We start from the raw sequence: 24,153 nt of genomic DNA, 5'->3' as shown, positions 1-24,153 counted from the left end.
GCAGGCCCGCGTTCAGCGCCGCTCGCTCGGCGCGACGCCCGTCCAGCGCTTGAACGCACGCGTGAAATTGGCGCGGTCCGTATAGCCGACGCGCGCCGCGATCTCGTCGACCGGCAGCCGCGTGCCTTCGAGCAATCGCAGCGCGTCGCGCAGCCGGATCTCGTCGAGCAGCGCCGAATAGGTCGCGCCGTACTCGGCGAGCTTGCGCTTGAGCGTGCGCGCCGAAACGTGCAGCTCGCGCGCGACGTCGTCGACCGACGGATAACCGCGCTCGCCGCAGATCAGCAGGTTGCGCACGCGCTCGACGATGCTCTCCGCATAGCCGAGCCGCGCGAGTTCGGCCTCGCACTGCTGGACGATCATCTGTGCGGTGTGCGCGTTCGCGGTGCCGATCGGTTCGTTGAGCAGCGCGGCGTCGCAGCGGATGCGGTTCGCGCTCGCATCGAAATGGCAGCGCGGCAGCCGCGCGCGATAGCGCTCGAACCAAGGCGGCTCGGGCCATTCGAAATGGAGTTCGGCACGCGAGCGCAGCGTGCGCCCCGGCACCGGATACAGCAGCGAATTGAACAGGATCGCCGTCTCGACCAGGAAGTTCTCGACCGCGAACTGGCGCAGCCGGCCGAGCGGAAACGCTTCGAGCACGTCGATGTCGACGATTCCGTCGAGCTGCGCGAGCCGCACCGAAAAGAACGGCACGCGGGTCGGCAGGTAGCGGATGCCGAGCGCGATCGCCTCGCCGAGCGTCGCGCAGCTCATCAGCCCGAAGCCGATCAGCCCCGCTTTCGTCAGGCTGCTGCGCAGGCCGATCTCGATCGCGATCGACGGATCGCCCGTCGCCTCGAGCAGGTTGAAGACGATCACCGCCTGCTGCAGCGGCGTGATGCGCGCATCGGGCTGCGCGAGCCGCTCGCGCTCGACGCCCGAGCCGGCGAGAATGCGGCCGCCGTCGATGCCGCGCTCCTCGGCCAGCATCAGCATGAACAACGCATACGCGGACGATACCGTCGCCTTGTTCAGCTGGCGCGCGGCATCCGGGGCGGACTGGGCCATGCGGCGGACTCCGGAGCGGTTTCGGCGGATTGTAGCGCCGCTGGCCCGCAATGACACCGGGGCGCGACTCTAGGCGCGCGGGCCGGCCATCGCGGCCCGAAATGACACCACCATTGGCACCCACGGCCCTCGCGCGCAGCCCGGCGCGCGCCTATGCTTGTCCCATCGGCATTGCGCCCCACTCTTTCCGCAGGACACCGGTCGATGAGCCAACCCGCACGAACCGCCTTTCGCCACGACGCGGACAAGGTCGCGTACGTCCGCCGCGAGGTCAACGCCGCGAGCGACGCGATCCGCGCGCGCTTTCCGCTGCTCGACAACCAGAACCTCGTCGGCGCGACCGTGATGGCGGTATCGGTGAGCGCGATGCTCGCGATCGCGTGGCTGTACGCGCGCGGCGCGATCGCGTGGTACGTCGCGCTGCCGCTCGCCGCGTTCGTCACGTCGCTGATCCACGAGCTCGAGCACGACCTGATCCACCTGATGTACTTCAAGAAGACGCCGTGGGCCTATCACCTGATGATGGCGCTGTGCTGGCTCACGCGGCCCGGCACGATCAATCCGTGGACGCGGCGGCGGATGCACCTGCACCACCACAAGGTGTCGGGCGGCGAATCGGATCTCGAGGAATTCGGCATCACCAACGGCGAGCGCTGGGGCGTGAAGCGCCTGCTGATGATCGCCGACGGCATGCTCGCCATCGTGCTGCGGCCGGCCGCGATGCGCCGCAAGGTGAAGCAGTACGTGGCGGCGCAGCCGGTGCAGGATCCGGCGGAGCGCCTGCAGCTGCGCGTCGAGCAGGTATCGTCGTACATGCCGGTCGGTCACGTGTATTACGTGCTGTGGCATGCGTTCATCGTCTATCACGTCGGCCTGTTCGCGCTGCATGCGTTCGGCGTCGCGGTGACGGTGCCGGCCGTCGTCGAACGCGCGATGAGCGTGGTCGACTTCCTGGCCGTGGTGTGGCTCGGGCCGAACTTCGTGCGCAGCTTCTGCATCAACTTCGTCAGCTCGAACATGCATTACTTCGGCGACATCGATTCGCGCAACGTGATCCAGCAGACGCAGGTACTCAACCCGTGGTGGATGCTGCCGTTCCAGTTGTTCTGCTTCAACTTCGGCAGCACGCACGCGATCCATCACTTCGTGGTGCGCGATCCGTTCTACATTCGCCAGTTGACCGCGCGCACCGCGCATGCGGCGCTGCGTGAAGTCGGCGTGCGCTTCAACGACGTCGGCACGTTCGCGCGCGCGAACCGCTGGGGCGGCGATCGCCCGTCGCGCGGCACGCACAACGCGCAGGCCGACGCGTAACGCCGGCCGCGCACCGGCTCATTCGCCGATCGGCGGCATCGGCCCCTGCCCGCGGATCCACGACCAGTTCGCGAGCTCGGCCATTTCCTTGTCGCCGCGGCTGTCGCCGTACGCGAACAGCTGCTTCGGCGGCCGGTCGCCCCACCACCCGCGCAGCCGCACGACCTTCTGCGGCCCCCAGCAGTTCTCGCCGTCGAGCCGCCCGGCGAACACGCCGCGCTCGAACGCGAGCCGTGTCGCGAGCACCGCGTCGAAGCCGGCCGTCTTCGCCCACTTCTCCAGGTACAGCGACGGCGATGCGCTCACCAGCACGACTTCGTGCCCGCGCGCCCGATGCTCGCGAATGCGTTCGAGCATGTCCGGACGCACGAGGCTCGGCAGATAGGTGTCGACGAACGTACGCGCCTGCGCATCGAGCGCGTCCTCGCGCACCGGCCCGAACGCGAACTTCGCGAAGGTCGCTTTCGCGTCGCCGCGCGACAGCAGCCCGGCCTTCATCGCGACGATCCACGGCAGTGCGCGAAGCCCGGCCCACGCGAAGCGCGGCGTGCCGACCGCATAGCGGACGAAATGGCGAAAGCTGTCGGTCGTCGTGATGGTGCCGTCGAAATCGAATGCGGCAACGATGCGGTCGGTCATGGAGAATCGGCGGGAAAGCGATGAGATGCCCGGGAAGATAGCAGACTCGCGCCGGTGCACGCGAAATGACGTGACGCAGCACGGCCTGTGCAGCGAACGCACGCGCGGCCACAGCGCATGCGTTCGCGCCCTTCGTGCCGTTCGCTCAGCGCGGCGGCCGCGCCGCCAGGGCCGCCGGCAGCACGATGTTCATCAGGTGATCGGCGCGCGACAGCAGATCGGTCACGCGCTCGTCGAGCCCGCGCAGTTGGGCCGGCTGCATGCGGATCTGCTGCACCGCCTGCCCGACGATGTTGCGGCGGTCGAACAGCGTGCGCTCGACACCGGCATCGTCCGGTGCGCGCACGACGTCCGACACCGCGCTCAGCGCCGCGAGCACGACCACGAGGTTTTCTTCCGCATGGCGAACCTTCGCGGCGAGTTCCTCGGTACGGCGCGGGAAGAAGCCGAGCGACTGCTTGAGCGCGCCGAGCGCGGCCCGGTAGTCGACGTGCGCCGACGCCGCGCCGAACCAGCGCTCGAACATGCCCGCCTTGCGCGTTGCCTGCGCGAGCATGCCGGCCATCATGTCGGCGGCTCCAAGTTCGTTGAATTCGCGCGTCGTCGCCGCGACGGCTTCGACGAGGTTGCCCGCCGTCTCCAGCGCGCCGTCGCCGATCGTCGCGACCGTCGCGAGCTTGAGCGGCACCAGTTGCCGGATGTGCCGCTCGATGCGCGGCGCGTAGTCGGGATAGAGATTCGGGAAGCGGGCCTGTGCGGCGCGGAAGCACGCTTCGAGCTGCGGGTGGTTCGATTCGCCGAACACCGCGCGACCGATCGCGTCGGCGGGCGCCGCGCGCACGGCCCGGTCGGGCGCGGGCGTCGGCCCGAAATCGAGCGCCTGCGGCGCCGACCGCTCGGGCGCGCGCGACGCCGGCACGACCGGCGCGGCCGCCGCGGGCGGTGTGTCGAACGCAAGACGCCCGGGCGTGCGCTCGGGCGTCGTATCGAACTCGAGCCGCTTGGGCTCGTCGGACGGATTCGTCATCGCTGCTTCCTGCCCGGCGCGACGGCGGTGTTCCGCACGCCGGGCTGCCGCCAGTCAGACCGCGCCGCCGTACGCGCGCACGAAGTCGCCGAGGCCACGGTTGTAGCCGGCACCGACCGCCTTGAACATGAAATGGCCGTCGCGGCGATAGAAGCTACCGACCTGCACCGAAGTCTCCATCGAGAAGTCCTCCTCGAGCGTGTACTTCGCGATCACCGCGCCCGATACCTCGTCGGCGATCTGGATGTAGCTGTTGCGAACCTGCCCGAAATTCTGGCGACGCGCTTCGGCCTGGTCGATCGTCACGACCACCGAGATTTCCTCGACGTCGGCCGCGAGCTTCGTCACGTCGATGAAGATCACTTCGTCGTCGCCGTCGCCGCTGCCCGTGCGGTTGTCGCCGCTGTGCACGACGCCCAGGCACTTCGACGCGGGCATCCCGCGCTTCGGGAAATCGTCGCCCGGCTGGATGAAGGTTTCCTTGCGCTCCATCGTGCGCACTTCGCTGTTGTAGAACACGAAGTGCTGATCGGAAATCAGCTTCGGATTGCTCTGCGCGTCGTACTTGCACAGGAACACCGACACGTCGAGATCGAAATCCGTGCCCGTGTCCGTCGCGTTCGCGTCCCAACCGAGACCGATGCGGAATTTCTGCGTGCCGGGCGCTTCCTTCGACAGGTTGACGCGACCGCCTTTCGACAAATTGATCATCTGAACCTCTTCTGCTGGAACCGCCGTTGCGCCGGCGGCAATGCCGGGCCGCACGGTGCGGCCTCTTCGTTGATGATGTTCGCGCCGCGTGACGCGCGCTTCTTACTTGCCCGCCACCACGGCGCGGTCTTCCCTGCGCTGCACGACGATCGACGACCACACGGCCGCCGCGATCATCGCCGCGCCGATCAGGCCCGTGACGACTTCCGGCACCTCGAACTTCACGCCGAGGAACATGATCGTCGCGAGCGCGCCGATCGCCCAGAACGCGCCGTGCTCGAGGAAGCGGTACTGCGCGAGCGTGCCCTTCTTCAGCAGCACGAGCGTCATTTCCCGGATGTAGGCCGCGCCGACGCCGAGGCCGAGTGCGATCAGGAAGATGTTGTTCGACAGCGCGAACGCGCCGATCACGCCGTCGAAGCTGAACGACGAATCGAGCACTTCGAGGTACATGAAACCCGCGACACCTTCGCGCACCACGCGCGTGCCCGTGTCCTCGCCGCCGACCAGATCGCCCACGCCGTGCGCGATCACGAAGCCGATCACGCCGAATGCGCCGGCGAGCAGGAAGCTGACCTGCTCGGCTGCCGGCACGTAGAACGACGCGACGATCACGATTGCGAGCGTCAGCGCCACTTCCAGCGCGGTGATGCGGCCGAGATGGCGCATCGGGCCTTCGAGGAAGCCGATCCAGTGCTCGTCCTTCTCGGTGTCGAGCATGAACTTGAAGAACACCATCAGCAGGAACGCGCCGCCGAACGCCGACACTTCGTGATGCGCGGACGTCAGCACCGCCGCATACTTGTCCGGCGATTCGATCGCGAGCGTCAGCGCGTCCCACAGGCCGATATGGCCGATCACAGCGACGATCAGCAGCGGGAACACGAGCCGCATGCCGAACACCGCGACCGGCAGGCCGAAGACCATGAAGCGGTTGCGCCACTTCTCCGACCAGTTCTTGAGCACCGATGCGTTGACGACCGCGTTGTCCAGCGACAGCGAAATTTCGAGCACGCACAGGACCGCGACGATCAGCATGTCCTTCACGCCGCCGAGGAAATAGGCCGCGACGAGCGCGAGCACCGTGAGCGACAACGGGATCTTGAAGTCTTTCAACATGATGGGGTAACCGAGTTCAGAAAAATGAGCAGGCGGGACGCGCTTACTTCGCGCGCACCCAGTCGCAGAATTCCTGCGTGATCAGGTGTTCGTAGATCTGTTCGTCGCTGAGGTCGAGCGATTCGAGATGCAGGAAGCCGACGTTCGGCATCTCGTCCGCGACTTCCGCGAGGAAACCGAATTCGCTCGGATCGCCCACGCCGACGAGCGACCAGTACAGCGGGAAATGCTGCGACTCGGCCAGCAGCTGGCGCACGCGCTTGCGGTCGTTCGTCGGGTTCTGGCCGTCGGTGACGAACAGCACCCACGCGGGCAGATCGCCGTTCACCGGCGCGGCGGCTACCGGCGCGGGCGTGGCGTCCGCGCCGCCGAACAGCCGGCTCAGGAAGCCGCGCTTTTCCTCGCGCTTCGGCTCAGGCGCACGGAAGAAGAAGTCGACGATGTCGTTCATCACCGGCGCGTACTGCGTGCCGCCCCACTTGTCGATCCGCGCGTTGAGCACGTGATCGGAGATGTACGAACCGTAGTTGTCCGGCGTCGCGGTCGGCAGGCGGTCGTAGCCTTCGGTGAAGGTCCACGTGTCGACTTCGCCGTTGTCGTCGAACTTCAGCGCGATGCCGAGGATCCGGTCGTGCGTGTCCTGGATCACGCCCGACTGGTACAGCGGCTTCGCGGAGCCGGAGATGTCGAGCGCCGCGCCGACGCGCACGACGGGCGGCTTCAGGATCTGGCGTTTTTCGAGGACGATCGCGACCTTCGCCGCGCGCTTCTCAAGCGTAATCATGCGGTGTTCTCTCGGTTCTTTCAGTTGTGCTTCGGAGCGAATCGGGTGATCAGGTCCTGTTCGAGCTGGCGCAGGCGCGGCGCGTCCTGCTCGCGCTGGCGCTTGCCGTCGGCGATGATCTGCGTGATGTCGTCGAACGCGCCGAACAGCTGCTGTTGCGCGTATTCGAACGTGTCGGTCGAGATCACCGGACGCTGGCCGAGCTTCGCGACTTCCTGCGCGTTCTGGCGATTCAGGTCGGCCTGCGCGCGGATCGCCTCGTCGGCCGCGTCGTACGTCGCGTTCGCGAGCGCCGCCGCGCGCTTCGTGCTGAGCTGCTCGAGGTAGAGCGCGAACGCGTTGGTCCACGCGGGGATCAGCACGGTCTTGATCGTCATGAACTTCGACGTCAGCGTGCGTTTCTGGTCCTGCTCCATCCGGATCTGCGGCGCGAGCTGCTTCGACATCAGCATCGCGCGGTCGAGGTCGTCGAGCTTGCTTTCGAGCGCGTCGACCTTGCGCTTCACGTCGAGCAGCCGCTGCGCGGCGAACGCGTCGTCCGCCGGCTGCTGGCCGGCCGCGAGATGCGCGCGCAGCGTCGCGAGCGCCGTTTCGCCGTGCGCCTTCGACTGCGCGAGCTCCTGGTGCAGCGCGTAGTTGTCGTTGTACATCCGCTCGAGTTCGTCGATGCCTGCCTTCTGGCGCTGCTCATGGGTTTCGAGCTCGACGACGAGCGTATCCATCCGCTTGCTCACCGACTCGTATTGCGACAGCAGCTTCTCCTTGGTCGAGCGGAACAGCCGCGTGACCTGCGTGAGCAGTCCGCCCTTGTCGGCGCCGCGCGGGTCGAGCCCCTTCGCGGTCGCGATCAGTTCGTTGAGCTTGTCGCCGAACTGGTCGGCATCCGATGCGCGCACGCTCGCGAGAATCTGCTGGGAGAAGGCGGCGATCCGCGTGCCCTGCGTCGCGCCGAGCTGGTCGATCTCGTCTACGGTGATCAGGCGGACGTTTTCGGTCGGGCGCGCTGCTGGTACGGCAACGGCGGCGGCGGGCATGGCGGACGAATACGGGGCGGAAGGACGATCGCTGGCCGCAAGGGCGTTCTTGTCGTCGAATAGCGGCTTCATGTGGCTACCACGTTTCCTTTTTCTTGCTTTCTGCTGCGTGTTGTCATGCGCGCGACGCGCGCATCCGCGGTTGCCACCGTGCTCTCTCACGGGCGGCAGTCGGACAATAAAGGGCGACGATGCGATGCGTCAAGAGATGCGAATCTTTCAATATCCATACACTTTGTAATGTGTGTGATGGAAATCTCGGTATCGCTCCGGGTGACGTAAGGATAAATGCCTTGATGGAGCGTGAATCCGGATTTCTCGGGAAACGCAGGCAGCGAGCGCGCGAAAGTATTTTGAAAGATTTCAGCTTTTGCTATTCCGCTGATTGTTACAAATTGCTTAACGCGGCAAACGCGATTGTCGCGATATGTCAGGCGGCGGCGAATCCATGGATTCCGGCCACGCGGGCCTATGACACGTTGCGACGATCGTCTGGTGACGGGATCTACTCCGAATAGCCTTGCGACGTCGGACGCGCGTCGAGACGACGGCCCCACCACGGCAAGTACGCGTTGTTTCCACCGCGAGCGCGGAACCAGTTCTTGCTGGCATCGACCGGCGTCAGCGTCGACGGTGCGACGACTACCACCGCCGTTGGATGGTCGGTGTCGGCCGTTCCCGCCACGAGCACGTTTCCGCCGAGGTGATTAACGCGGCCAATCGCCAGCGCGACATCGGTCAACGCCGCGCCGGCCCCCATGTCGCCAAGCAGTGCCGACGTATTGAAGGTCTGTGCGTGGAAGTCGTATTCCGGCCGTAACTGCGTCAGTGATTGCGACAGCGCGGCGACCTTTGTCGACGCGGCATCGCTTCCCTTGCCTGCATCGTGAATGACGTAGTTCAGCGACGAGACAGCCACGCCGGCATTGTTCGCCGCCGCGTCGATCGTCGAGGCCCATGCCTGCACCGCGCGGCTCGTGCCTTGCTTCGTCTCGAAATCGTCGACGTTGCTGCGTGCAGCCTTGCCGATCCATGCCAGCGGTTCGCGCTCGGTCTTCAGCTTCGGGCCGGCAAGGAACAACAACACCATGTTTTCGTTGATCTGCCCGTCCTGCGGTGGAAAGCTCGGCGCGTCCCAGTTCATCACCCAGACGCTTTTGTCGGGATGGGCCGCCAGATAGTCCAGCGCGGCGTTCAATGACGTAAACCCGGCGTTGCCTTGGCCCGACGTCACGTGCACATCGGGCGGCGTATCGTGCTTCCATAGACTTTTTGCGGACGGGTTGCCGATTTCGAAGACATTCACGATGTAGTCACGCAAATATTCCGCTGCGGAATCGGGGTTCAGTCGATCGCCGGGAAGGGCCAACTCGACGTGTATGCCAGCCAGCTCTCTCCAGTTCCGCCGCCAGCGCGGGCTGACGGTATAGAAGTAGTCGTCGTTCGTAAAATAGCGCGTGCGAAAAAGTATCAGCAGTTTGTCGACATACTTCTCATAGAACCCGGAAAACGACTCGCTTCCCCAGTTACCATCTGCGACGATCGATATCGGTTGCAAGGTCGTGTATTTCGCGGCCTTGATCCGCACCATATCGTCGTCGCTATTCGGCTTGACCAGCCCGAGCGTCCAAAGCAACTGCCACTCAGTCGGATAATCACGGCGCTGCAGCGGATTGAGCCATTCAAGCCCAACAACCTGGGCAACGAACGGCACGGCGGATGCCCCGTCGACGGCGTGCGCTGATGTGGTGTTCATCTCCGCACGTACCGGCAAGGCCAACAGGATGGTAGCCGCCGCGATCACAACGGACCCGACGTGTCTGACAAGCGTGAAACGCGACATGAAGTTTCCTAATCGAGCCGATCGGCAAAGCGTTGGCTGCCGATAACGCGGCGCCGGAGCCCGTCGGAACCGGAGCGCCGTCTTCATTCCAGATGGAAAGGCCATCGCGGCAACCGGCCCGGCAACTCATTCCCGCCCGGACGACACCAGACTCGAAATCAGCGTCGCGCCACACGATGTCTTGTGACCATCGAATGCGGCGGGCTTGCCGTCGACGATCACCTGCGGATCGCCTTCCGCGATAAAGCAGGCCTGATGTCCCGAGATCGGGCAGACACAGGTATCGCCGAGCCGAGCGACCGGCCGCCCCATCACCTCACTGACCGCACTACCGGTCACAACCTGGCCGCCGTGGCTCGTCGCATCGCCGACCCGAATGATTCCGCGCACGCGCGCTCCTTATTCCGAATAGCCTTGCGACGTCGGACGCGCGTCGAGACGACGGCCCCACCACGGCAAGTACGCGTTGTTTCCGCCGCGAGCGCGGAACCAGTCCTTGCTTGCATCGATCGGCGTCAGCTTCGAAGGCGCGACCACCACTACCGCTGTCGGGTGCTCCGCGTCGGTCGTTCCTGCTACGAGCACGTTTCCGCCGAGGTGATTCGCTCGGCCGATCGCCAGCGCCACATCGGTCAGCGCTGCGCCGGCGCCCATGTCACCAAGCAACGCCGATGTATTGAAGGTCTGCGTACGGAAATCGTATTCCGGCAGTACTTCCGTCAGCGTCTGCGACAGCGAGGCGATCCGTGTCGATGCAGCGTCGCTGCCCTTGCCCGCGTCGTGCACGATGTAATTCACCGACGAGGCTGACACGCCTGCGTTGCTCGCCGCCGTTTCGATCGTCGACTTCCATGCCTGCACCGCACGGCTCGCGCCTTGCTTCGCCTCGAAATCCTTGACGTTGCTTCGTGCAGCTTTGCCGATCCAGGCAAGCGGCTCACGCTCGGTCTTCAGATCAGGGCCGGCGAGGAACAGCACCACCATGTTCTCGTTGATCTGTCCGTCCTTCGGCGGAAAATTAGGCGCGTCCCAGTTCATCACCCAAACGCTTTTGTCAGGGTGCGTCGCCAGATAATCCAACGCCGCGTTGAGCGACGTAAAGCCGGCGTTACCTTGCCCCGACGTCACGTGAACATCGGGTGGCGTATCGTGGCTCGAAAGATTTTTCGCGGACGGGTTACCGATTTCAAAGATGTTGACGATGCGATCCCGAAGATAGGACCCGGCCAACTCAGAATCAATTCGACCAGAAGGGACTGCCAGCTCGACATGCATTCCGGCCAACTCTCGCCACTTCCGTTGCTCGTTCGGGCTGACGGTATAAAAATAACCTTCCCCAGTAAAATACGGCACCCGGAAAAGCAGCAGCAGTTTATCGACATATTTCTCGTAAAAACCGGAAAACGATTCGCGTCCGCGACGACCGTCTGCAATGATAGAAATTGACTGCAACGTTGAATATTTATTCGGATTCGTTCGAAGCATATCATCGTTGATATTCGGCTTGACCAGTCCGAGCGTCCACAATATTTGCCACTCCGTTGGATAATCCCTGCGTTGAAGTGGATTCATCCACCCTAGCCCTACGACCTGCGCAACGAAGGGCTTGGACAAGCCCGCTCCAGCGATCGAAGCTGCCTTATCGGTCGACGACGCGGCGACCGCGCGTGGGGTTGCAATCAACGTAGCAAATGCGAACACCATGATTGCCACGAGCCCGGGGATGAGCACCAGTCGTTTCATCAGATTACCCATACTTAATAACTCTCCCGCCGGCTTGCCGGACGAAATCAATATCAAAAACGATGCTCCTAAAGCAAGGAACAATGCAAGACCAGCAACCCCGACACGGCGCGGCCAAGTTGCAATGACCGCTCTCATAATTTCCCCGCCAGCTTCAGGAAAAGCCCGCCATCTCGTTCATCATGTATCTTTGATGGCATCTTTGCGTGCTCGTCTTTTTTTGCCCATTCATGCAAATAAAAGCCGCCACATTTTCCGGTGTTTATATAATCAGCCAAATTAGAATTCGGACCATTCTTATCTGCATCACTGGCAAATCGCCAATCAGCTTGAATTCTTGCGTCCTCAAAGTCATCTTCGGTCAGATAACAAAGGCCAATCGCCACATCATAGGCCAGTGCCTTTTCAGCATGCTCCTTGTTGGTCATGATGGTCGAATGGTTGGTGGGGTTATTCTTGTCCCCTCCGTTCAGAATTGCGAAGATCTCCTTGTTTCTCCACTCGGTGTAGTCAGCGCTCGCGGCGGCCGGATTGTCCTCTCCGATCACTTTACCTGCCTCGTCGACCCAGTGGCGATTCCCTGATCTCCGCGCTTCCATCCGGAGAATGGAATGATCCTCGTATCGCTGCGCAGCCTCGGATGCTGCGTCACCCTTCGCCTTCAGCAGGCTACCCTCAGGCGTAGCGAATTTTTCCGACTGCTTGTCGAAATTGTCGTATGGATCGTTATCCCGCTTGTTCTCCTTGTTAGCATCGAGCCCAGCCGACGGCGGATCGTAGCCCTCGTTGAACGCCCCTCCTTCGAGCTGTTTCCCGTCCGCATCGCACGCTCCCGACGGCTTACCGTAGCGCAACGCCGTTGGAAAGAAGCGAGTTTCCTTGTCGAGCATCGGTGCTGTAATCGGAATTTCCCATTTTTCCGGCGGCAGGGCATTAACCTCCATGTCCGACAAGTTGAACAGGTAAAGGGCCGGGCTCGTTACAAACGTGAAAAACTTCGCGATCCACCCTTCATTGGAATGCATGCCTCGCGCAAACCCGTACCGCGCGGGCGGTGATGGCGGATACCAGAAACCCTCCGTTTTGTTCGTGCTGCTACGCCAGTCATCCTCCCAATACCGGTATAGCTTGTTGTCACCGCCGACTTCGAAATTCGACGCGAACACACGTTGCGAGAAAACACCCCACGCATTTGTCGCACTGATCTCTTCGATACTCATGCCGCGCCAGCCGATCCCTTGAACGGTCAGGGCTGAGATGACCTGATCATGCGGGCAGCAGTACAGCGTTACTCTTCCGTAGGTGTTTGTTCCATACAATCCGTGCGCCTCCCGATCCTTGGCTGCGCTATACGGCTTCCCCCCACACTTCGACGGTCTTGCGTTTTCCATCGCGCGATCGAGATCCTCCGCTGGCATCTCCAGATCGGCCCGAGCGCGCAGGATATCGAAGTACTCCCTCAGCGTCTCCTTGCGTGCGACATAGGTCTCGCGCCCCACATGCCCGTTCTTGTCGCGTACCCCGCGCTGTGCCCAGGTATCGGTGAAGTTGCTCTCCACGAGGCTGTACGGGGGATTGGCAAGAACGTAAGTGTCTGCGACGCAGCGTCCTTTCTTGCCCCACTGATCCGTCACCTCGGGCAACCGGTCACCAAGGAATGCAGCGGCGAGCCCGATCATGTTTCCCTGGCTGTGGCACACGATCGTGATCGGCACGTCGGCCTGCCGCTTGCGGATCGATTCGACCAGGCGCGCAAGTCGCAGTGCACCGAGCACGCCGTAGGCGCGTGACGGTGTCGAATAGATCTTGCGATTGCCGATGGAGTTCATATGCTGGACGGTCAACCACAAAAAAAGTCGGTCGTTCAACCCGTCGTTCCATAGATCCGGCAGACTTGTACACCCGCCCGCGAACGGCCCGCCACCCCAATAATTGTTCTCGTTGAGCATGATCTTGTCGCCATACTCCTTCAACTCCTCAGCATTCGCGGAGTAGCCCCACCGAAAGTGAATGACGGGCGAAAAGGACGGATCGGGCTTGATATACGTCTGCGAGGACATTTCCGGATTCAGAAATCCGTCAGGCGTCAGGCTGTCAATGTAGCTGACCGGCGTCATCTGCCCGGCCACCGGCCCATGCTGGAACAGCTGGTCGTCATACCGTCCCATGCGCCGGTTCAATCCAGCGCACAGCCCTTCCTCGGCGTCCTTGAACCATTCCCCTTCGGAATTCACCCCGTGAACGAAAATGACGACACCCGGCAGCGGCATCTGCATCACGCATTGGAGATCGTTGCGATTGAACAGCGTCGTCCCCGCTCCACCGCCCACCGCCATCTGCGACGGGTCATCCGTCGACGTCTGTCCGCCCGGGTTCTGCGAAAAGTTGTAGTTGAACATGTTGTTTTTCTTGAAGACTCAGCTCAGGTTCGCGACTTGAAGAAGCGAACCGCCAGTTGCTCGAACTGATCGCTGCTGACCGGCGCCAGCTTGCCTTCCGCGTCGGTCTTCCCCTTGATCAATTCGCCCGATGCCTTGCGCACCTCGGCTTCCATCCCTTCGACCGGTTGCCCGTCGGTAGCCCTGACCAGCTTCGGCACCCGTCCCAGCGAACCTTGATCGAACTTCGGGAAATCGGTGCTCATGCTCGCCGGGCCGGCCCACGTATGCGATGCGGACTTGACGGTGAAACTTCCCGGACATCCGAGCTCGATATCCCCGCCATGCAGCTTCAAATACGCGCCGCCCGACGTCACGAACACGACCTGCTCGCTGGCCATGCCCGCGAGCTTGCCGCCCGCCGCCGTCATCTGGATGTTTTTCGCGGAATCGATCTGTGTATCGTCGTTCTGGCTCTGCAGCGCCACCTTCCCCTGGTTGGCGATCGCCGAAACGCCTTCGCTGTGCGCGAACATCGCCACGCCGTGCCCGGCCTGAAGGTTGATCCGCTGCCCGCTCGTGTACTGAAGATGATTCTGCGCAACGACATCGACGTTGCCGCCCGCATGGGTCGTGACCGTCTTCGGCGTCGCCATGCTGATGCCGGCCGGCGCGGTGATCCCGATCGCCGCCATCGATGCGCCCGAGGAGTCGCCGCCGCCGGACGGTTCTCCATTCGGCCAGCCTTTCACTGTAGTCATGAGCGTGTCGTGCGGCTGCGTATCGGGCGCCACGCCCTGATGCTGGCCTGCATAGTCCCCGAGGCTCTTGAACAGTTCGACGCATTCCTGCATCAGTTGCAGATACTCGTCCCGCGCCAGGTGGCCGTCGCTCGCACGCAGCCGTTCCCAGGCCGAAATCAGCATCGCCTTGCCGCTGCGAATCGCCACGTGCGCATCGCTGCGCAACTCGGCGCCCTCGCCGCGCCCCGTACCCTGGCCGTTGTCGCGCGGCTGCGTCAGATAGCCGAGGTTCAGCTGGCTATGCGCATGCTCGCTCGCCAGCTGGCTGCTGATCTGCCCCGGCGTATCGTCGAAGCGGATCTGGTTGTACCGCTGCCCCTTGATTTCCTTCGTCTTCGTACCGGACAGGTAACGGTTGCCCGGCAGCGCGCCGGTGTGACTGAAGGTCGCCGGCATGTTCGGCCCGTTGGCCAGCACGCCCATCACGACGAGCCGGTCAGGGTCGCCGCCGATATGGCCGATCAGCACCTCCATGCCGACGCGCGGCAAAGTATTCGCGCCAAAGCTCGGCCCGGCGAGCGCGCAGGCGACACGCACCGGCGCGCTGTCGGTCGGCGTGCCGCTCGTGCCGGCACCCTGCGCATGCGCGTGATCGTCCGCGTTCAGCCCCTGGATCTGCACCCGGATGCGGCCCATTTCATCGCAGAACACTTCTTCCCCGTCGGGTCCGACGACGACGGCCGTCATCGGATGCACGGCCGGCAGGTCGACATGGGGATCGTAGGCCGGGGTCAGCGGCACACCGCGCCGCACGCACGAGAACGTGTTCTCGTAGCGCCTGTCGCTTTCATCGCCCGGCGTGCTGCTCACGTCGGTCGGCACCGCGTTGAACAGCACGCGGCTTGCCGCGAATAACGACTGTGCGCGCTCGTTCAGTTCCTTCGGCAGGTTGTTCCGTACACGGTGATGAAGCGACGTGACGACGAACTGCCGTTGCTCGGCCGGCAATGTGTCGAGCTGCGGATGCTCGGCAAGCGCAAACCAGTGGCCGACGGCCAGGTCGCGCACATTGCTCACGCCGTCGACGGATTCCGCGCGCAGTTCGTGCGCAAGCATGCGGTCCTTGCCGATCCGGTCGAGATCGGCCGACGAATTTCCCGCGTGCGGAATATCGATGACGCTGTCGGCCAGCAAATGCCCGAGATCGTTGCCGCCGTCGCCCTGGTCGACGATCGTCGCCTGTTCGGTTTGCGACATCCGGCCGGTCTTGTAATCCCATGTCGGCCGGACGATCTTGCCCGGAATCAGGCTGCGGCTCGTCGCCCACAGCGTGATCGAGTCGCGCTCTTCGGTGGCGGCATCACGGTGATAGCGAACGGTACCGGCAACCGTCTCAGGCAACTTCATCGAATCGTCGGCAAAGACCAGCGTATGAACCGGCGTGTCGTTCGCGTTGCCGTTCGCCCGCTCACCGGCCTTGCCTGCCTTGACGAAGACGGTCGCACCGTCGCGCCGCAGCAGCCGTCGGATGAAGTGCGCGTCCGACTCGTTGACCTGCCGCGTAAGTTCGCGCGCCGGGTAACGTTCGCCTTGCAGGCCGGACAGGTCGAATTCAAATGCGCCCGCCAGCGCCGAGCTGCGCTGGCGCCACTCCTGGAGCAGCACGCCGAGGATGTCGGGCAGGTTCTTGGTGCGGAACAATCGCGAATTGGTTCGCCGCTCCATCACCGACAGCACGTCGCGAATCGTCAACTGGTAGCAGGTGAGCGAACCGTCCGACTGTCCGGTGCGGACGTCGGTGACGATGCCGTTGATGGTATGGAGACGCCCGCGATCGGTCGTCATCTCCACGGAAACCGGTAGCCCGATGAAGCTGCGGATCGGGAGATCGGCCCGAGCGGACACGCAGGTCAGATGCCCCTCGATGCCCGTCATCAACCCTTCCCGGATATCGGCATACTGAAGCGCGAGCACCTGCTCGAGCGTCTTCTGGGCTGGCCCCCAGTTCATGCGAACCGGCCGATTGTTCTGATCGACCACCCCGGACGCAAATGCGCGTAGCAATTCGGCTGTATTCACAGCATGACTCTCAGGATTTTGTTTTACTTCGTTGTTCGTCGGGAAATCACGCCCGCTGGTCCGTCCTGGGAGTGCCGCCCGCCTGTTTTTTCGCGAGCATATCAAATTTGTCAGCCGAGTGACGAAATTTTGAAAGGATTTAGAGCGCTTTGTACAATGCTTCTAACCAGATTTAAAATTTCACAATCTTTCGAATTGATCACGCCTCGTCCGGCGACACCCGATCGTCGTCATGACGCCGCGCCGGCAGGCACTTGCCGCATACCTAGCCGTGGCAGCACGAACGGCACCGATCGGTCACGAATCGTGAAATCCCACCGTCCTTCGATGTCCACGAACGTCGCGCTGAAATGGCGGTCGTCGGCCCACGTCATGTCGTCCAGATGGCACGACGCGTACATCGCGCCGACCGTGCGCCGCGCGAGTTCCTTCAACGGATTCTTCGACAGGAGCGTGAACGTGACGGCCTCCTCGAACAGGCAGTCGTAGTCGGTGACGAGCAGATAGGCGTCCGGCGTCTCGAACTGGCGAAGCAGCACATAGCCGGAAACGGTGAGGCCGCAACGTTCGCCGTTCACGAGCACGTGCGTGCGCGACGGCCACGTTTCATACGGACCGTCGTGCGTTTCGAGCGTGAAGCGCTCGATCGGCTTCATCGTCGAGCCAGTTGGTGAAGGTCTGGTTCCCGATGCATCGCCGCGTCAGTTCGCGGCCTTGCGATACAGCGCGACGTAGCCCGCGAGCATCAACAGCAGCGACCCGCTGACACGGTTCAGCCACTTCTCCCCCGCGGCCTTCCACACGCGCACCGAATGCACGCCGAGCAGTGCATAGCCGGTCATCCCGACGACGTCAATCGCGACGATCGTCGCCGCAAGGATCGCGTACTGTGGCGCGATTGCATGCGCCCGGTCGACGAACTGCGGCAGCAGCGCGGACATGAACAGGTAGTACTTCGGGTTGCTCATCGCGACGAAAAAGCTCTTGAGGAACGCGGTCCGGCGATCGGGCGTCGCGTGATCGAGCGCCTGCGCAGCGGTGGAACCGCCGGAAGACAGCAGCATCCGCACGCCGACATAGGCGAGCCACGCCGCACCGGCCAGCTTCAGTGTGACGAATGCCGTTTCCGACGCGTCGAGCAGCATCCCGAGACCGCACCCGACCAGCGCAACGAGCACGACATCGGCCGTGACAGCCCCCAGCATGCCAACCATCGCGTGACGCAATCCGTACCGCGAGCCGTTGCTCATCGCGAGCAACACCGTCGGGCCGGGCGTCGCGACGCCGACGGACAGGATCAGGGCAAAAGCCAGCAAGGCGGACAGCGACATGGCGGGGCGTTCCTGTTGAACGAAGGGCTGGAAAATGCAGGCGGACTGAACATGATCGCATGATGGCGCGACCGTCCGCTCGACGGCTGTCTGGCGGGCCGCCGACCTCGCGCCCCGTCCGATTTGCATGGCTCGTCGGACGGGGTGGCGGACCGCCCCCAGAGTTTGCTATACTTTCGGTCTTCCGGAGAGATGGATGAGTGGTTTAAGTCGCACGCCTGGAAAGCGTGTATAGGTTAATCGCCTATCGGGGGTTCGAATCCCCCTCTCTCCGCCAGTATTCAAAAATGCCCGCGCCAGCGGGCATTTTCGTTTCCGGAGAGAGGCAAGCCGATAGTTCGGATTGCGCGGGGGATTCGAAGGGATTCGCTCGCAAGCGAATCCGCGGCCCGCGCTCGTGTCGACGAATCACCCTTCCTCCGCCGGGACATCAGCAAAAACGGGCCGCCCGGCCCGTTTTTCATGTCTGCCCCCCCCAAAGCGTCCGTCGATCGCGAGTGCGGCGACCGTTGGCGGCGCCCATGATGCGCTCTTGCAGCGTCGATCCCCCCGTCCAGCGCAAACTCGCCCGCCATCGCACGCTTCGCATCGATTTCCGCCACCGTGCATCGAGCGCGGGCGCGGGTCATGCAATTCAAAGCATTTTGATCGCTCGTTTGTCTTGCTCAGCCTGAAAACGTTCCAACCCATCCGTCATTCGGAATGGAATAGCGATCGCATATCCGCGCCGCAGTTTCTCGGAAACTCAAATTCTCCGGCATGCGACCGTTAAAATGACGTCCCGATAAACAATATGAACGCGTGTAGAGACCATGAAAAATAAAAAACGTATGGCGATCGCCGGAATCGCAATAGCCGCGGGCGTGGCGTCCAGTTATGCGAGCCCGTACATCACCCTGTATCAGATGCGATCGGCCCTGGCCGACAACGATGCCGACTCTTTTTCTTCCCATGTCGATTTTCCATCGATGCGAGAAAGCCTGCGTGCGCAACTCATAACCATGATGCACGCGAAAATGGCGAACTCCCCCGAGATGAACGGTAATCCATTCGCCGATCTGGGAATGGTGATGGCGATGGGTTTCGTGAATCAGGCCATCGACACGATGGTTACGCCGGCGGGAGTCATGACCATGATGGCCCAGGGACCAGCCAAGCCCGCGCACGTCGGCGTGCCGGCGTCCTCTCCCGAACCATCGGAAACGGCCCATGCGGGGTCCGGAAGTGACGCCGCACCGCAAACAACGAGCAGCAAGCCGAAGGCCGACTATTCGGTCGGCTACAAGAACTGGTCGACCGTCACCGCAACTGCGCGAAAAGGAACGGACGACGAGGTGACATTCATCCTCAAGCGTGACGGCCTCTGGTCCTGGAAGCTGAGCGCAGTCAATCTGCCGATCGACAAGTTCGGTTTGAACTGATTACCAGGAAGCGAACCGAACCCGGCAACTCAGCGCGGACGGTCCGCTTCCTCGTTTGGGCCGAGCCTGCGACGGGCAGCAAATCGCGAACACCACACGCTGAAGATGTGTATTCTCCTGACGATATCCAGGGTTTCATCACCGCTAGTCAGATCCATGCGATTGAGTCCACGGTTCGCCATGATGGCTATTGCTGCGACGATGCTGTCAGCTTGCGCGACGGCATTTTCGCCCGCGTCGATCAGCACCACCATCGCGGTGACCGCTCCCCCACCGCTCGAGAAATCGCTGCGCGACGGCGGATCGTCGACCGACCTGTCGGTCATCGGTCAGCCCGCGTCCCAATTTCGCACGCTTCTTTCCGTTCGCGAATGCGCCGCCGGCAAATGCGCAGCGGGAATTGCCAAGCCGACCCTCGCGGTCACGGTCCAGCGCGTGTCCGAGGGGCAGGCAGCGATCCGCTTCTCGGTCAACGGAGAAATCGGCAGCAGCCAGACGCTGACATCGCAAGCCGGGAACGCCACGTCGGAAGTGACCATGTCGATCCCGTCGGGCGTAACGCCGATCAACGACCAATTTGCCGTCGATCGGGTCGCGACGATCAAGGTTGGCGAGTTCCGCCACGTGGCCTTGCCGCATGGCATCCGTGCCTACGTCTGCGTCGCCATCCCGAACGCCAAAGGCGTGACGGATGGAAGCTGTGATTTCAGCCGGGTGCGGACGACCAAGGGAGCCGAACTCGGCATTTCAGCGCTCTGACCCACCCGTCAAGGCGCCGACACGGACGGGGCGGCACTTGAGCAATGCCGAACGACACTCGCGTCACGGATGCCGGATGTAATCCACCAGCGCCCGCGTGTACTCATCCGGCCGCTTGTCGCACAGACTCACGACGATCGCCACCGCGAACCCCGCCGGCACCCCGAACACGCCTGAACTGATCGGCTCGATCCCGAACCACGTCCGCCCCGCGAACCCGGTCAACTGCGTGAAGAACGGATAAGTCGACACGATGTAATACACGCACACCGCCAACCCCGTCACCATCCCCGCGATGGCACCACGCGTCGTCGTACGCTTCCAGAACACGCCGAGCACGAGCACCGGAAAGAAGCTCGAGGCCGCCAGCGAGAACGCGGCGCCGACGAGAAACAGGATCTTCCCCGTATTGAGCGACGCAACATACGACGCGAACAGCGCGACGCCGAGCAGCAGCACCTTCGAGATCGTCACGCGCCGCTGGCTCGATGCATCGGGCGCGACCATGCAGTAGTAGACGTCGTGCGACAGCGCGTTCGCGATCGTCAGCAGCAACCCGTCCGCGGTCGACAGCGCCGCGGCGAGCGCCCCGGCCGCGATCAACCCCGACACGACATACGGCAGCCCTGCGATCTCCGGCGCGGCCAGCACGACCATGTCCGGCTGCATCTGGATTTCCGACCAGTGCACGATGCCGTCGCGAATCACCTCGACGACGCTGATCAGGTCGGGTTCGAAGTGATGCCATTGCGTGACCCACGCCGGCAATTCGGCGAACGGGCGCCCGACGAGGTTCGCGAGGATCTCGTACTTGATCAGCACCGCGAGCACCGGCACGCTCAGGTAGAACAGCGCGATGAAGAACAACGTCCAGCCGACCGAGCGCCGCGCCGACGCGACCGACGTGGTCGTGTTGTAGCGCGTCAGGATGTGCGGCAGGCTCGCGGTGCCGAGCGACAGGCACAGCAGCAGCGCGAGGAAATTCCGTTCGCGCGGCTTGCGTTCGTCGTCGCTCGCGGCGGGAAACGGCTCGTGCATCGGCACCGGCGGCTCGGCCCGGGCGAGCAGATCGTCGCGCGCCTGGGTCCACGCGACCCGCGCCGCCGCCGGATCGCGCGGAAAGTCGGCCAGTTCGCGCTCGCGCTGGCTGATCTCGCGCAGCGGCCCGTTGTGGCGCCGCAAATCGGCCAGCTGGTCGGCGAGATGCCGGCGCGCATCCGCATAGGATGCGGGCAGCCGGTCGAGCCGCGTCTGGATATCCGCGGCTTGCTTGCGATACGCGTCGCGCACCTCCTGCTCGTCGAACGCATCGCGCACCTGCGCCTCGCGCGCCGCGACCCGCTCCATCAGCTTGCCGTAATTGAACTGCGGCACGGGGCCGAGCCCGTTCTTCATCGCGATCAGCGACACCGGAATCAGGATGGCACTGATCAGGATGATGTACTGCGCGACCTGCGTCCACGTGACCGCACGCATCCCGCCGAGAAACGAACACACGAGAATGCCCGCGAGCCCGCAGAAAATCCCGATCGCGAAATCGACGCCGATGAAGCGCGTCGCGATCAGGCCGATGCCCTGGATCTGCGCGACCAGATACACGAACGAACACAGGATCGCCGCGCCGGCCGCCAGCGCGCGCACGGCCGTGCTCGAAAAGCGCGTGCCGAGAAAATCGGGAATCGTGTAGCGCGCCAGCTTGCGCACATAAGGGGCGAGCAGGAACGCGACGAGGCAGAACCCGCCCGTCCAGCCCATCACGTACGCGAGCGCGTCGTAGCCGGTCGCGTAGAGCGAGCCGGCCAGGCCGATGAACGACGCGGCCGACAGCCAGTCGGCCGCCGTCGCCATCCCGTTGAACGCGGACGGCACGCGCCGCCCGGCCACGTAGTATTCGACGAGATCGGACGTGCGCGACAGCAGCCCGATCACCGCATACACGGCGATCGGCACGAACAGGAACACATAGCCGATCCAGACGCCGGAGCCGGCCGCGCGCTCGATGCGCCACATCAGCAGCACGAACCCGAGAAACCCCAGCGTGTAGAGCGCGTAGGCGCGGATCAGTCGGCGCGTCAGCATGAATCAGCGCCCGCCGTTCGCAAGGCCGGCGCGTGCCGCATGATCGTCGTACGCACGGCGCAGCGTGCGGTCCGCGCGTTGCATCAGTCCGATGTAGACGACGATCAGCACGAGGTACACGAGAATCGCGCCCTGCGCGCCAACGTAGAACGGCAGGCTGAACCCGGCGAAACGGATACCGGCAAGGGCCGGCGCGAAGAACGGCACGATGAACGATACCGAAAAGCCGATCACCATCAGCACCGCGATCAGCGCGACGTTGAAGCGCCAATAGCGCGCGTGGGCCCGCGCGAGCGGCTCGGGAACGGGAGGCGGCGCGGCAGGCGCGGGACGGGTCGGAACGGTCATGCCGTTATGTAACAAAAAGCCCCTGCGCGGGCAATCGGGATTGCCGCGCAGGGGCTCGTGCGCGCGATGCGCAACCGGTACGATCAGCGCACTTCGGCGAGTTGCTCGAGGATGGCCGGGTTCTCGAGCGTGGACGTGTCCTGCGTGATCGCCTCGCCCTTCGCGAGCGAACGCAGCAGGCGCCGCATGATCTTGCCCGAGCGCGTCTTCGGCAGGTTGTCGCCGAAGCGGATGTCCTTCGGCTTCGCGATCGGCCCGATCTGCTTGCCGACCCAGTCGCGCAGCGTCTTCGCGAGCGCCGCCGCTTCCTCGCCTTCCGGACGCGAGCGCTTCAGCACCACGAACGCAACCACCGCCTCGCCGGTCGTATCGTCCGGACGGCCGACCACTGCGGCTTCGGCCACCAGCTCATGCGAAACCAGCGCCGATTCGATTTCCATCGTGCCGAGCCGGTGGCCCGACACGTTCAGCACGTCGTCGATCCGGCCCATGATCGTGAAGTAGCCGGTGTCCTTGTCGCGCACGGTGCCGTCGCCGGCCAGATACAGCCGGCCGCCGAGTTCCTCGGGGTAGTAGCTCTTCTTGAAGCGCTCCGGGTCGCCCCAGATCGTGCGGATCATCGCCGGCCACGGGCGCTTGACGACGAGGATGCCGCCCTGCCCGTTCGGCACGTCCTGGCCGGTTTCGTCGACCACCGCGGCCATGATGCCCGGCAGCGGCAGCGTGCACGAACCGGGCACGGTGGGCGTCGCGCCCGGCAGCGGCGTGATCATGTGGCCGCCCGTCTCGGTCTGCCACCACGTGTCGACGATCGGGCAGCGCTCCTGGCCGACGTGCTTGTGATACCACATCCACGCTTCCGGATTGATCGGCTCGCCGACCGTGCCGATGATGCGCAGGCTCGACAGGTCGTAGCTCTTCGGATGCACCTTGTCGTCGGCCTCGGCCGCCTTGATCAGCGAGCGGATCGCGGTCGGCGCCGTGTAGAACACGGTGACCTTGTGGTCGCCGATCATCTTCCAGAAACGGCCGGCGTCCGGGTAGGTCGGCACGCCCTCGAACACGACCTGCGTGCCGCCGCACGCGAGCGGGCCGTACGTGATGTACGTGTGGCCCGTGACCCAGCCGATGTCGGCCGTGCACCAGAACACGTCGGTGGGCTTCCAGTCGAAGGTCCACTTCATCGTCTGCGCGGCCCACAGCAGGTAGCCGCCCGTGCTGTGCTGCACGCCCTTCGGCTTGCCGGTCGAGCCCGACGTATACAGGATGAACAGCGGATGCTCGGCGCCGACCCATTCCGGCTCGCACTGGTCGGATTCGCCGTCCGTCAGTTCGTGCATCCACAGGTCGCGCCCGGCGTGCCAGTCGATCTTGCCGCCGGTGCGGCGATAGACGATCACGCTCTTCACGGCTTCGCAGCCGCCCAGCGCGAGCGCTTCGTCGGCGATGCTCTTCAGCGGCAGCGTCTTGCCGCCGCGCGCCTGCTCGTCGGCCGTGACGAGCGCCGTCGCGCCGACGTCGACGAGCCGCTCGTTCAACGACTTCGCGGAGAAGCCGCCGAACACGACCGAGTGCGTCGCACCGATACGCGCGCACGCCTGCATCGCGACGATGCCTTCGATCGACATCGGGATATAGATGACGACGCGGTCTCCCTTGCCGATTCCGCGTTTCTTCAGCGCATTCGCGAAACGCGACACACGCGCGAGGAGATCCGCATAGGTGACGCGCGTGACGGTGCCGTCGTCGGC

At 63.8% G+C, this 24,153-nt stretch carries 20 protein-coding genes and 1 tRNA gene; 4 read left to right on the top strand and 17 right to left on the bottom strand.

What is annotated here, in order from left to right; genetic code table 11:
* Positions 1-12 precede the first annotated feature (12 nt).
* Positions 13-1,050: an AraC family transcriptional regulator gene (locus tag HWX08_RS15530; RefSeq protein WP_174922426.1), complete on the bottom strand. Its 1,038-nt coding sequence runs from the start codon at positions 1,048-1,050 to the stop codon at positions 13-15.
* A 204-nt stretch (positions 1,051-1,254) separates the two neighbouring features.
* Here HWX08_RS15530 and HWX08_RS15525 point away from each other — a divergent pair, with 204 nt between their 5' ends.
* Positions 1,255-2,364: a fatty acid desaturase gene (locus tag HWX08_RS15525; RefSeq protein WP_174922425.1), complete on the top strand. Its 1,110-nt coding sequence runs from the start codon at positions 1,255-1,257 to the stop codon at positions 2,362-2,364.
* 18 nt (positions 2,365-2,382) lie between these two features.
* On the opposite strand, the gene HWX08_RS15520 is transcribed toward HWX08_RS15525, so the two are convergent.
* The 13 genes from HWX08_RS15520 to HWX08_RS15460 form a co-directional block, all read right to left on the bottom strand.
* Entirely contained in the window at positions 2,383-3,003 is a 621-nt protein-coding gene (locus HWX08_RS15520) for an HAD family hydrolase (RefSeq protein WP_174922424.1), read from the bottom strand.
* 145 nt (positions 3,004-3,148) lie between these two features.
* Positions 3,149-4,030, bottom strand: a complete 882-nt coding sequence (locus HWX08_RS15515) for a hypothetical protein (protein ID WP_174922423.1) — start codon at positions 4,028-4,030, stop codon at positions 3,149-3,151.
* Positions 4,031-4,084: 54 nt separating this feature from the next.
* Entirely contained in the window at positions 4,085-4,741 is a 657-nt protein-coding gene (locus tag HWX08_RS15510; RefSeq protein WP_069257131.1) for a TerD family protein, read from the bottom strand.
* Positions 4,742-4,843: 102 nt separating this feature from the next.
* Positions 4,844-5,860, bottom strand: a complete 1,017-nt coding sequence (locus HWX08_RS15505; RefSeq protein ID WP_069257132.1) for a DUF475 domain-containing protein — start codon at positions 5,858-5,860, stop codon at positions 4,844-4,846.
* Positions 5,861-5,903: 43 nt separating this feature from the next.
* Positions 5,904-6,644, bottom strand: coding sequence for a VWA domain-containing protein (locus HWX08_RS15500; protein WP_174922422.1), 741 nt, complete (start codon positions 6,642-6,644; stop codon positions 5,904-5,906).
* A 20-nt stretch (positions 6,645-6,664) separates the two neighbouring features.
* A complete protein-coding gene (locus tag HWX08_RS15495) occupies positions 6,665-7,750 on the bottom strand; it encodes a toxic anion resistance protein (protein ID WP_174922421.1) in 1,086 nt (361 codons plus the stop codon).
* A 433-nt stretch (positions 7,751-8,183) separates the two neighbouring features.
* The gene (locus HWX08_RS15490; protein ID WP_174922420.1) at positions 8,184-9,521 is read right to left on the bottom strand and encodes a virulence factor; all 1,338 of its coding nucleotides are present in this window, start codon (positions 9,519-9,521) and stop codon (positions 8,184-8,186) included.
* A gap of 126 nt (positions 9,522-9,647) precedes the next feature.
* Positions 9,648-9,911 (bottom strand): PAAR domain-containing protein, encoded by a 264-nt coding sequence (locus tag HWX08_RS15485; protein WP_069257136.1) that lies wholly within the window; start codon positions 9,909-9,911, stop codon positions 9,648-9,650.
* A 9-nt stretch (positions 9,912-9,920) separates the two neighbouring features.
* A complete protein-coding gene (locus HWX08_RS15480; RefSeq protein WP_084636026.1) occupies positions 9,921-11,402 on the bottom strand; it encodes a virulence factor in 1,482 nt (493 codons plus the stop codon).
* Positions 11,399-13,663: a T6SS effector phospholipase Tle3 domain-containing protein gene (locus HWX08_RS15475; RefSeq protein WP_174922419.1), complete on the bottom strand. Its 2,265-nt coding sequence runs from the start codon at positions 13,661-13,663 to the stop codon at positions 11,399-11,401. Before HWX08_RS15475 ends, HWX08_RS15480 begins: the two co-directional genes overlap by 4 nt.
* Before the next feature lie 23 nt (positions 13,664-13,686).
* Positions 13,687-16,464, bottom strand: a complete 2,778-nt coding sequence (locus tag HWX08_RS15470; RefSeq protein ID WP_174922418.1) for a type VI secretion system Vgr family protein — start codon at positions 16,462-16,464, stop codon at positions 13,687-13,689.
* A 230-nt stretch (positions 16,465-16,694) separates the two neighbouring features.
* Positions 16,695-17,120 (bottom strand): hypothetical protein, encoded by a 426-nt coding sequence (locus HWX08_RS15465; protein WP_069257140.1) that lies wholly within the window; start codon positions 17,118-17,120, stop codon positions 16,695-16,697.
* A 45-nt stretch (positions 17,121-17,165) separates the two neighbouring features.
* On the bottom strand, positions 17,166-17,795 hold the full coding sequence (locus HWX08_RS15460; RefSeq protein WP_174922417.1) for a LysE family translocator: 630 nt from the start codon (positions 17,793-17,795) through the stop codon (positions 17,166-17,168).
* A gap of 186 nt (positions 17,796-17,981) precedes the next feature.
* Between HWX08_RS15460 and HWX08_RS15455 the strand changes: the two genes are divergently transcribed.
* The 3 genes from HWX08_RS15455 to HWX08_RS15445 all read left to right on the top strand — a co-directional run bounded on the left by HWX08_RS15455 (position 17,982) and on the right by HWX08_RS15445 (position 19,975).
* Positions 17,982-18,072 (top strand) — tRNA-Ser (locus HWX08_RS15455).
* Positions 18,073-18,607: 535 nt separating this feature from the next.
* Positions 18,608-19,216, top strand: a complete 609-nt coding sequence (locus HWX08_RS15450) for a DUF2939 domain-containing protein (RefSeq protein WP_174922416.1) — start codon at positions 18,608-18,610, stop codon at positions 19,214-19,216.
* 180 nt (positions 19,217-19,396) lie between these two features.
* Positions 19,397-19,975, top strand: a complete 579-nt coding sequence (locus tag HWX08_RS15445) for a hypothetical protein (protein ID WP_236858154.1) — start codon at positions 19,397-19,399, stop codon at positions 19,973-19,975.
* Between the two features lie 63 nt (positions 19,976-20,038).
* On the opposite strand, the gene HWX08_RS15440 is transcribed toward HWX08_RS15445, so the two are convergent.
* The 3 genes from HWX08_RS15440 to acs all read right to left on the bottom strand — a co-directional run.
* Positions 20,039-22,054, bottom strand: a complete 2,016-nt coding sequence (locus tag HWX08_RS15440) for a sodium:solute symporter family protein (protein WP_174922415.1) — start codon at positions 22,052-22,054, stop codon at positions 20,039-20,041.
* A 3-nt stretch (positions 22,055-22,057) separates the two neighbouring features.
* The gene (locus HWX08_RS15435) at positions 22,058-22,402 is read right to left on the bottom strand and encodes a DUF4212 domain-containing protein (protein ID WP_174922414.1); all 345 of its coding nucleotides are present in this window, start codon (positions 22,400-22,402) and stop codon (positions 22,058-22,060) included.
* 83 nt (positions 22,403-22,485) lie between these two features.
* Positions 22,486-24,153 (bottom strand): acetate--CoA ligase (gene acs / locus HWX08_RS15430; protein WP_175869753.1); only part of this gene is annotated, 1,668 nt, incomplete at its 5' end.

The sequence above is a fragment of the Burkholderia metallica genome (assembly GCF_902832845.1).
GTDB lineage: Bacteria > Pseudomonadota > Gammaproteobacteria > Burkholderiales > Burkholderiaceae > Burkholderia > Burkholderia metallica.
Note: the sequence above shows the minus strand (reverse complement) of the source record. Positions and strands in the feature narration are given on the sequence as shown.

Bases quoted from the DNA above. Each gene is read 5' to 3' on its own strand.
- HWX08_RS15530 (WP_174922426.1), bottom strand. From the start codon at position 1,050: ATGGCCCAGTCCGCCCCGGATGCCGCGCGCCAGCTGAACAAGGCGACG.
- HWX08_RS15525 (WP_174922425.1), top strand. From the start codon at position 1,255: ATGAGCCAACCCGCACGAACCGCCTTTCGCCACGACGCGGACAAGGTC.
- HWX08_RS15520 (WP_174922424.1), bottom strand. From the start codon at position 3,003: ATGACCGACCGCATCGTTGCCGCATTCGATTTCGACGGCACCATCACG.
- HWX08_RS15515 (WP_174922423.1), bottom strand. From the start codon at position 4,030: ATGACGAATCCGTCCGACGAGCCCAAGCGGCTCGAGTTCGATACGACG.
- HWX08_RS15510 (WP_069257131.1), bottom strand. From the start codon at position 4,741: ATGATCAATTTGTCGAAAGGCGGTCGCGTCAACCTGTCGAAGGAAGCG.
- HWX08_RS15505 (WP_069257132.1), bottom strand. From the start codon at position 5,860: ATGTTGAAAGACTTCAAGATCCCGTTGTCGCTCACGGTGCTCGCGCTC.
- HWX08_RS15500 (WP_174922422.1), bottom strand. From the start codon at position 6,644: ATGATTACGCTTGAGAAGCGCGCGGCGAAGGTCGCGATCGTCCTCGAA.
- HWX08_RS15495 (WP_174922421.1), bottom strand. From the start codon at position 7,750: ATGAAGCCGCTATTCGACGACAAGAACGCCCTTGCGGCCAGCGATCGT.
- HWX08_RS15490 (WP_174922420.1), bottom strand. From the start codon at position 9,521: ATGTCGCGTTTCACGCTTGTCAGACACGTCGGGTCCGTTGTGATCGCG.
- HWX08_RS15480 (WP_084636026.1), bottom strand. From the start codon at position 11,402: ATGAGAGCGGTCATTGCAACTTGGCCGCGCCGTGTCGGGGTTGCTGGT.
- HWX08_RS15475 (WP_174922419.1), bottom strand. From the start codon at position 13,663: ATGTTCAACTACAACTTTTCGCAGAACCCGGGCGGACAGACGTCGACG.
- HWX08_RS15465 (WP_069257140.1), bottom strand. From the start codon at position 17,120: ATGAAGCCGATCGAGCGCTTCACGCTCGAAACGCACGACGGTCCGTAT.
- HWX08_RS15460 (WP_174922417.1), bottom strand. From the start codon at position 17,795: ATGTCGCTGTCCGCCTTGCTGGCTTTTGCCCTGATCCTGTCCGTCGGC.
- HWX08_RS15450 (WP_174922416.1), top strand. From the start codon at position 18,608: ATGAAAAATAAAAAACGTATGGCGATCGCCGGAATCGCAATAGCCGCG.
- HWX08_RS15445 (WP_236858154.1), top strand. From the start codon at position 19,397: ATGATGGCTATTGCTGCGACGATGCTGTCAGCTTGCGCGACGGCATTT.
- HWX08_RS15440 (WP_174922415.1), bottom strand. From the start codon at position 22,054: ATGCTGACGCGCCGACTGATCCGCGCCTACGCGCTCTACACGCTGGGG.
- HWX08_RS15435 (WP_174922414.1), bottom strand. From the start codon at position 22,402: ATGACCGTTCCGACCCGTCCCGCGCCTGCCGCGCCGCCTCCCGTTCCC.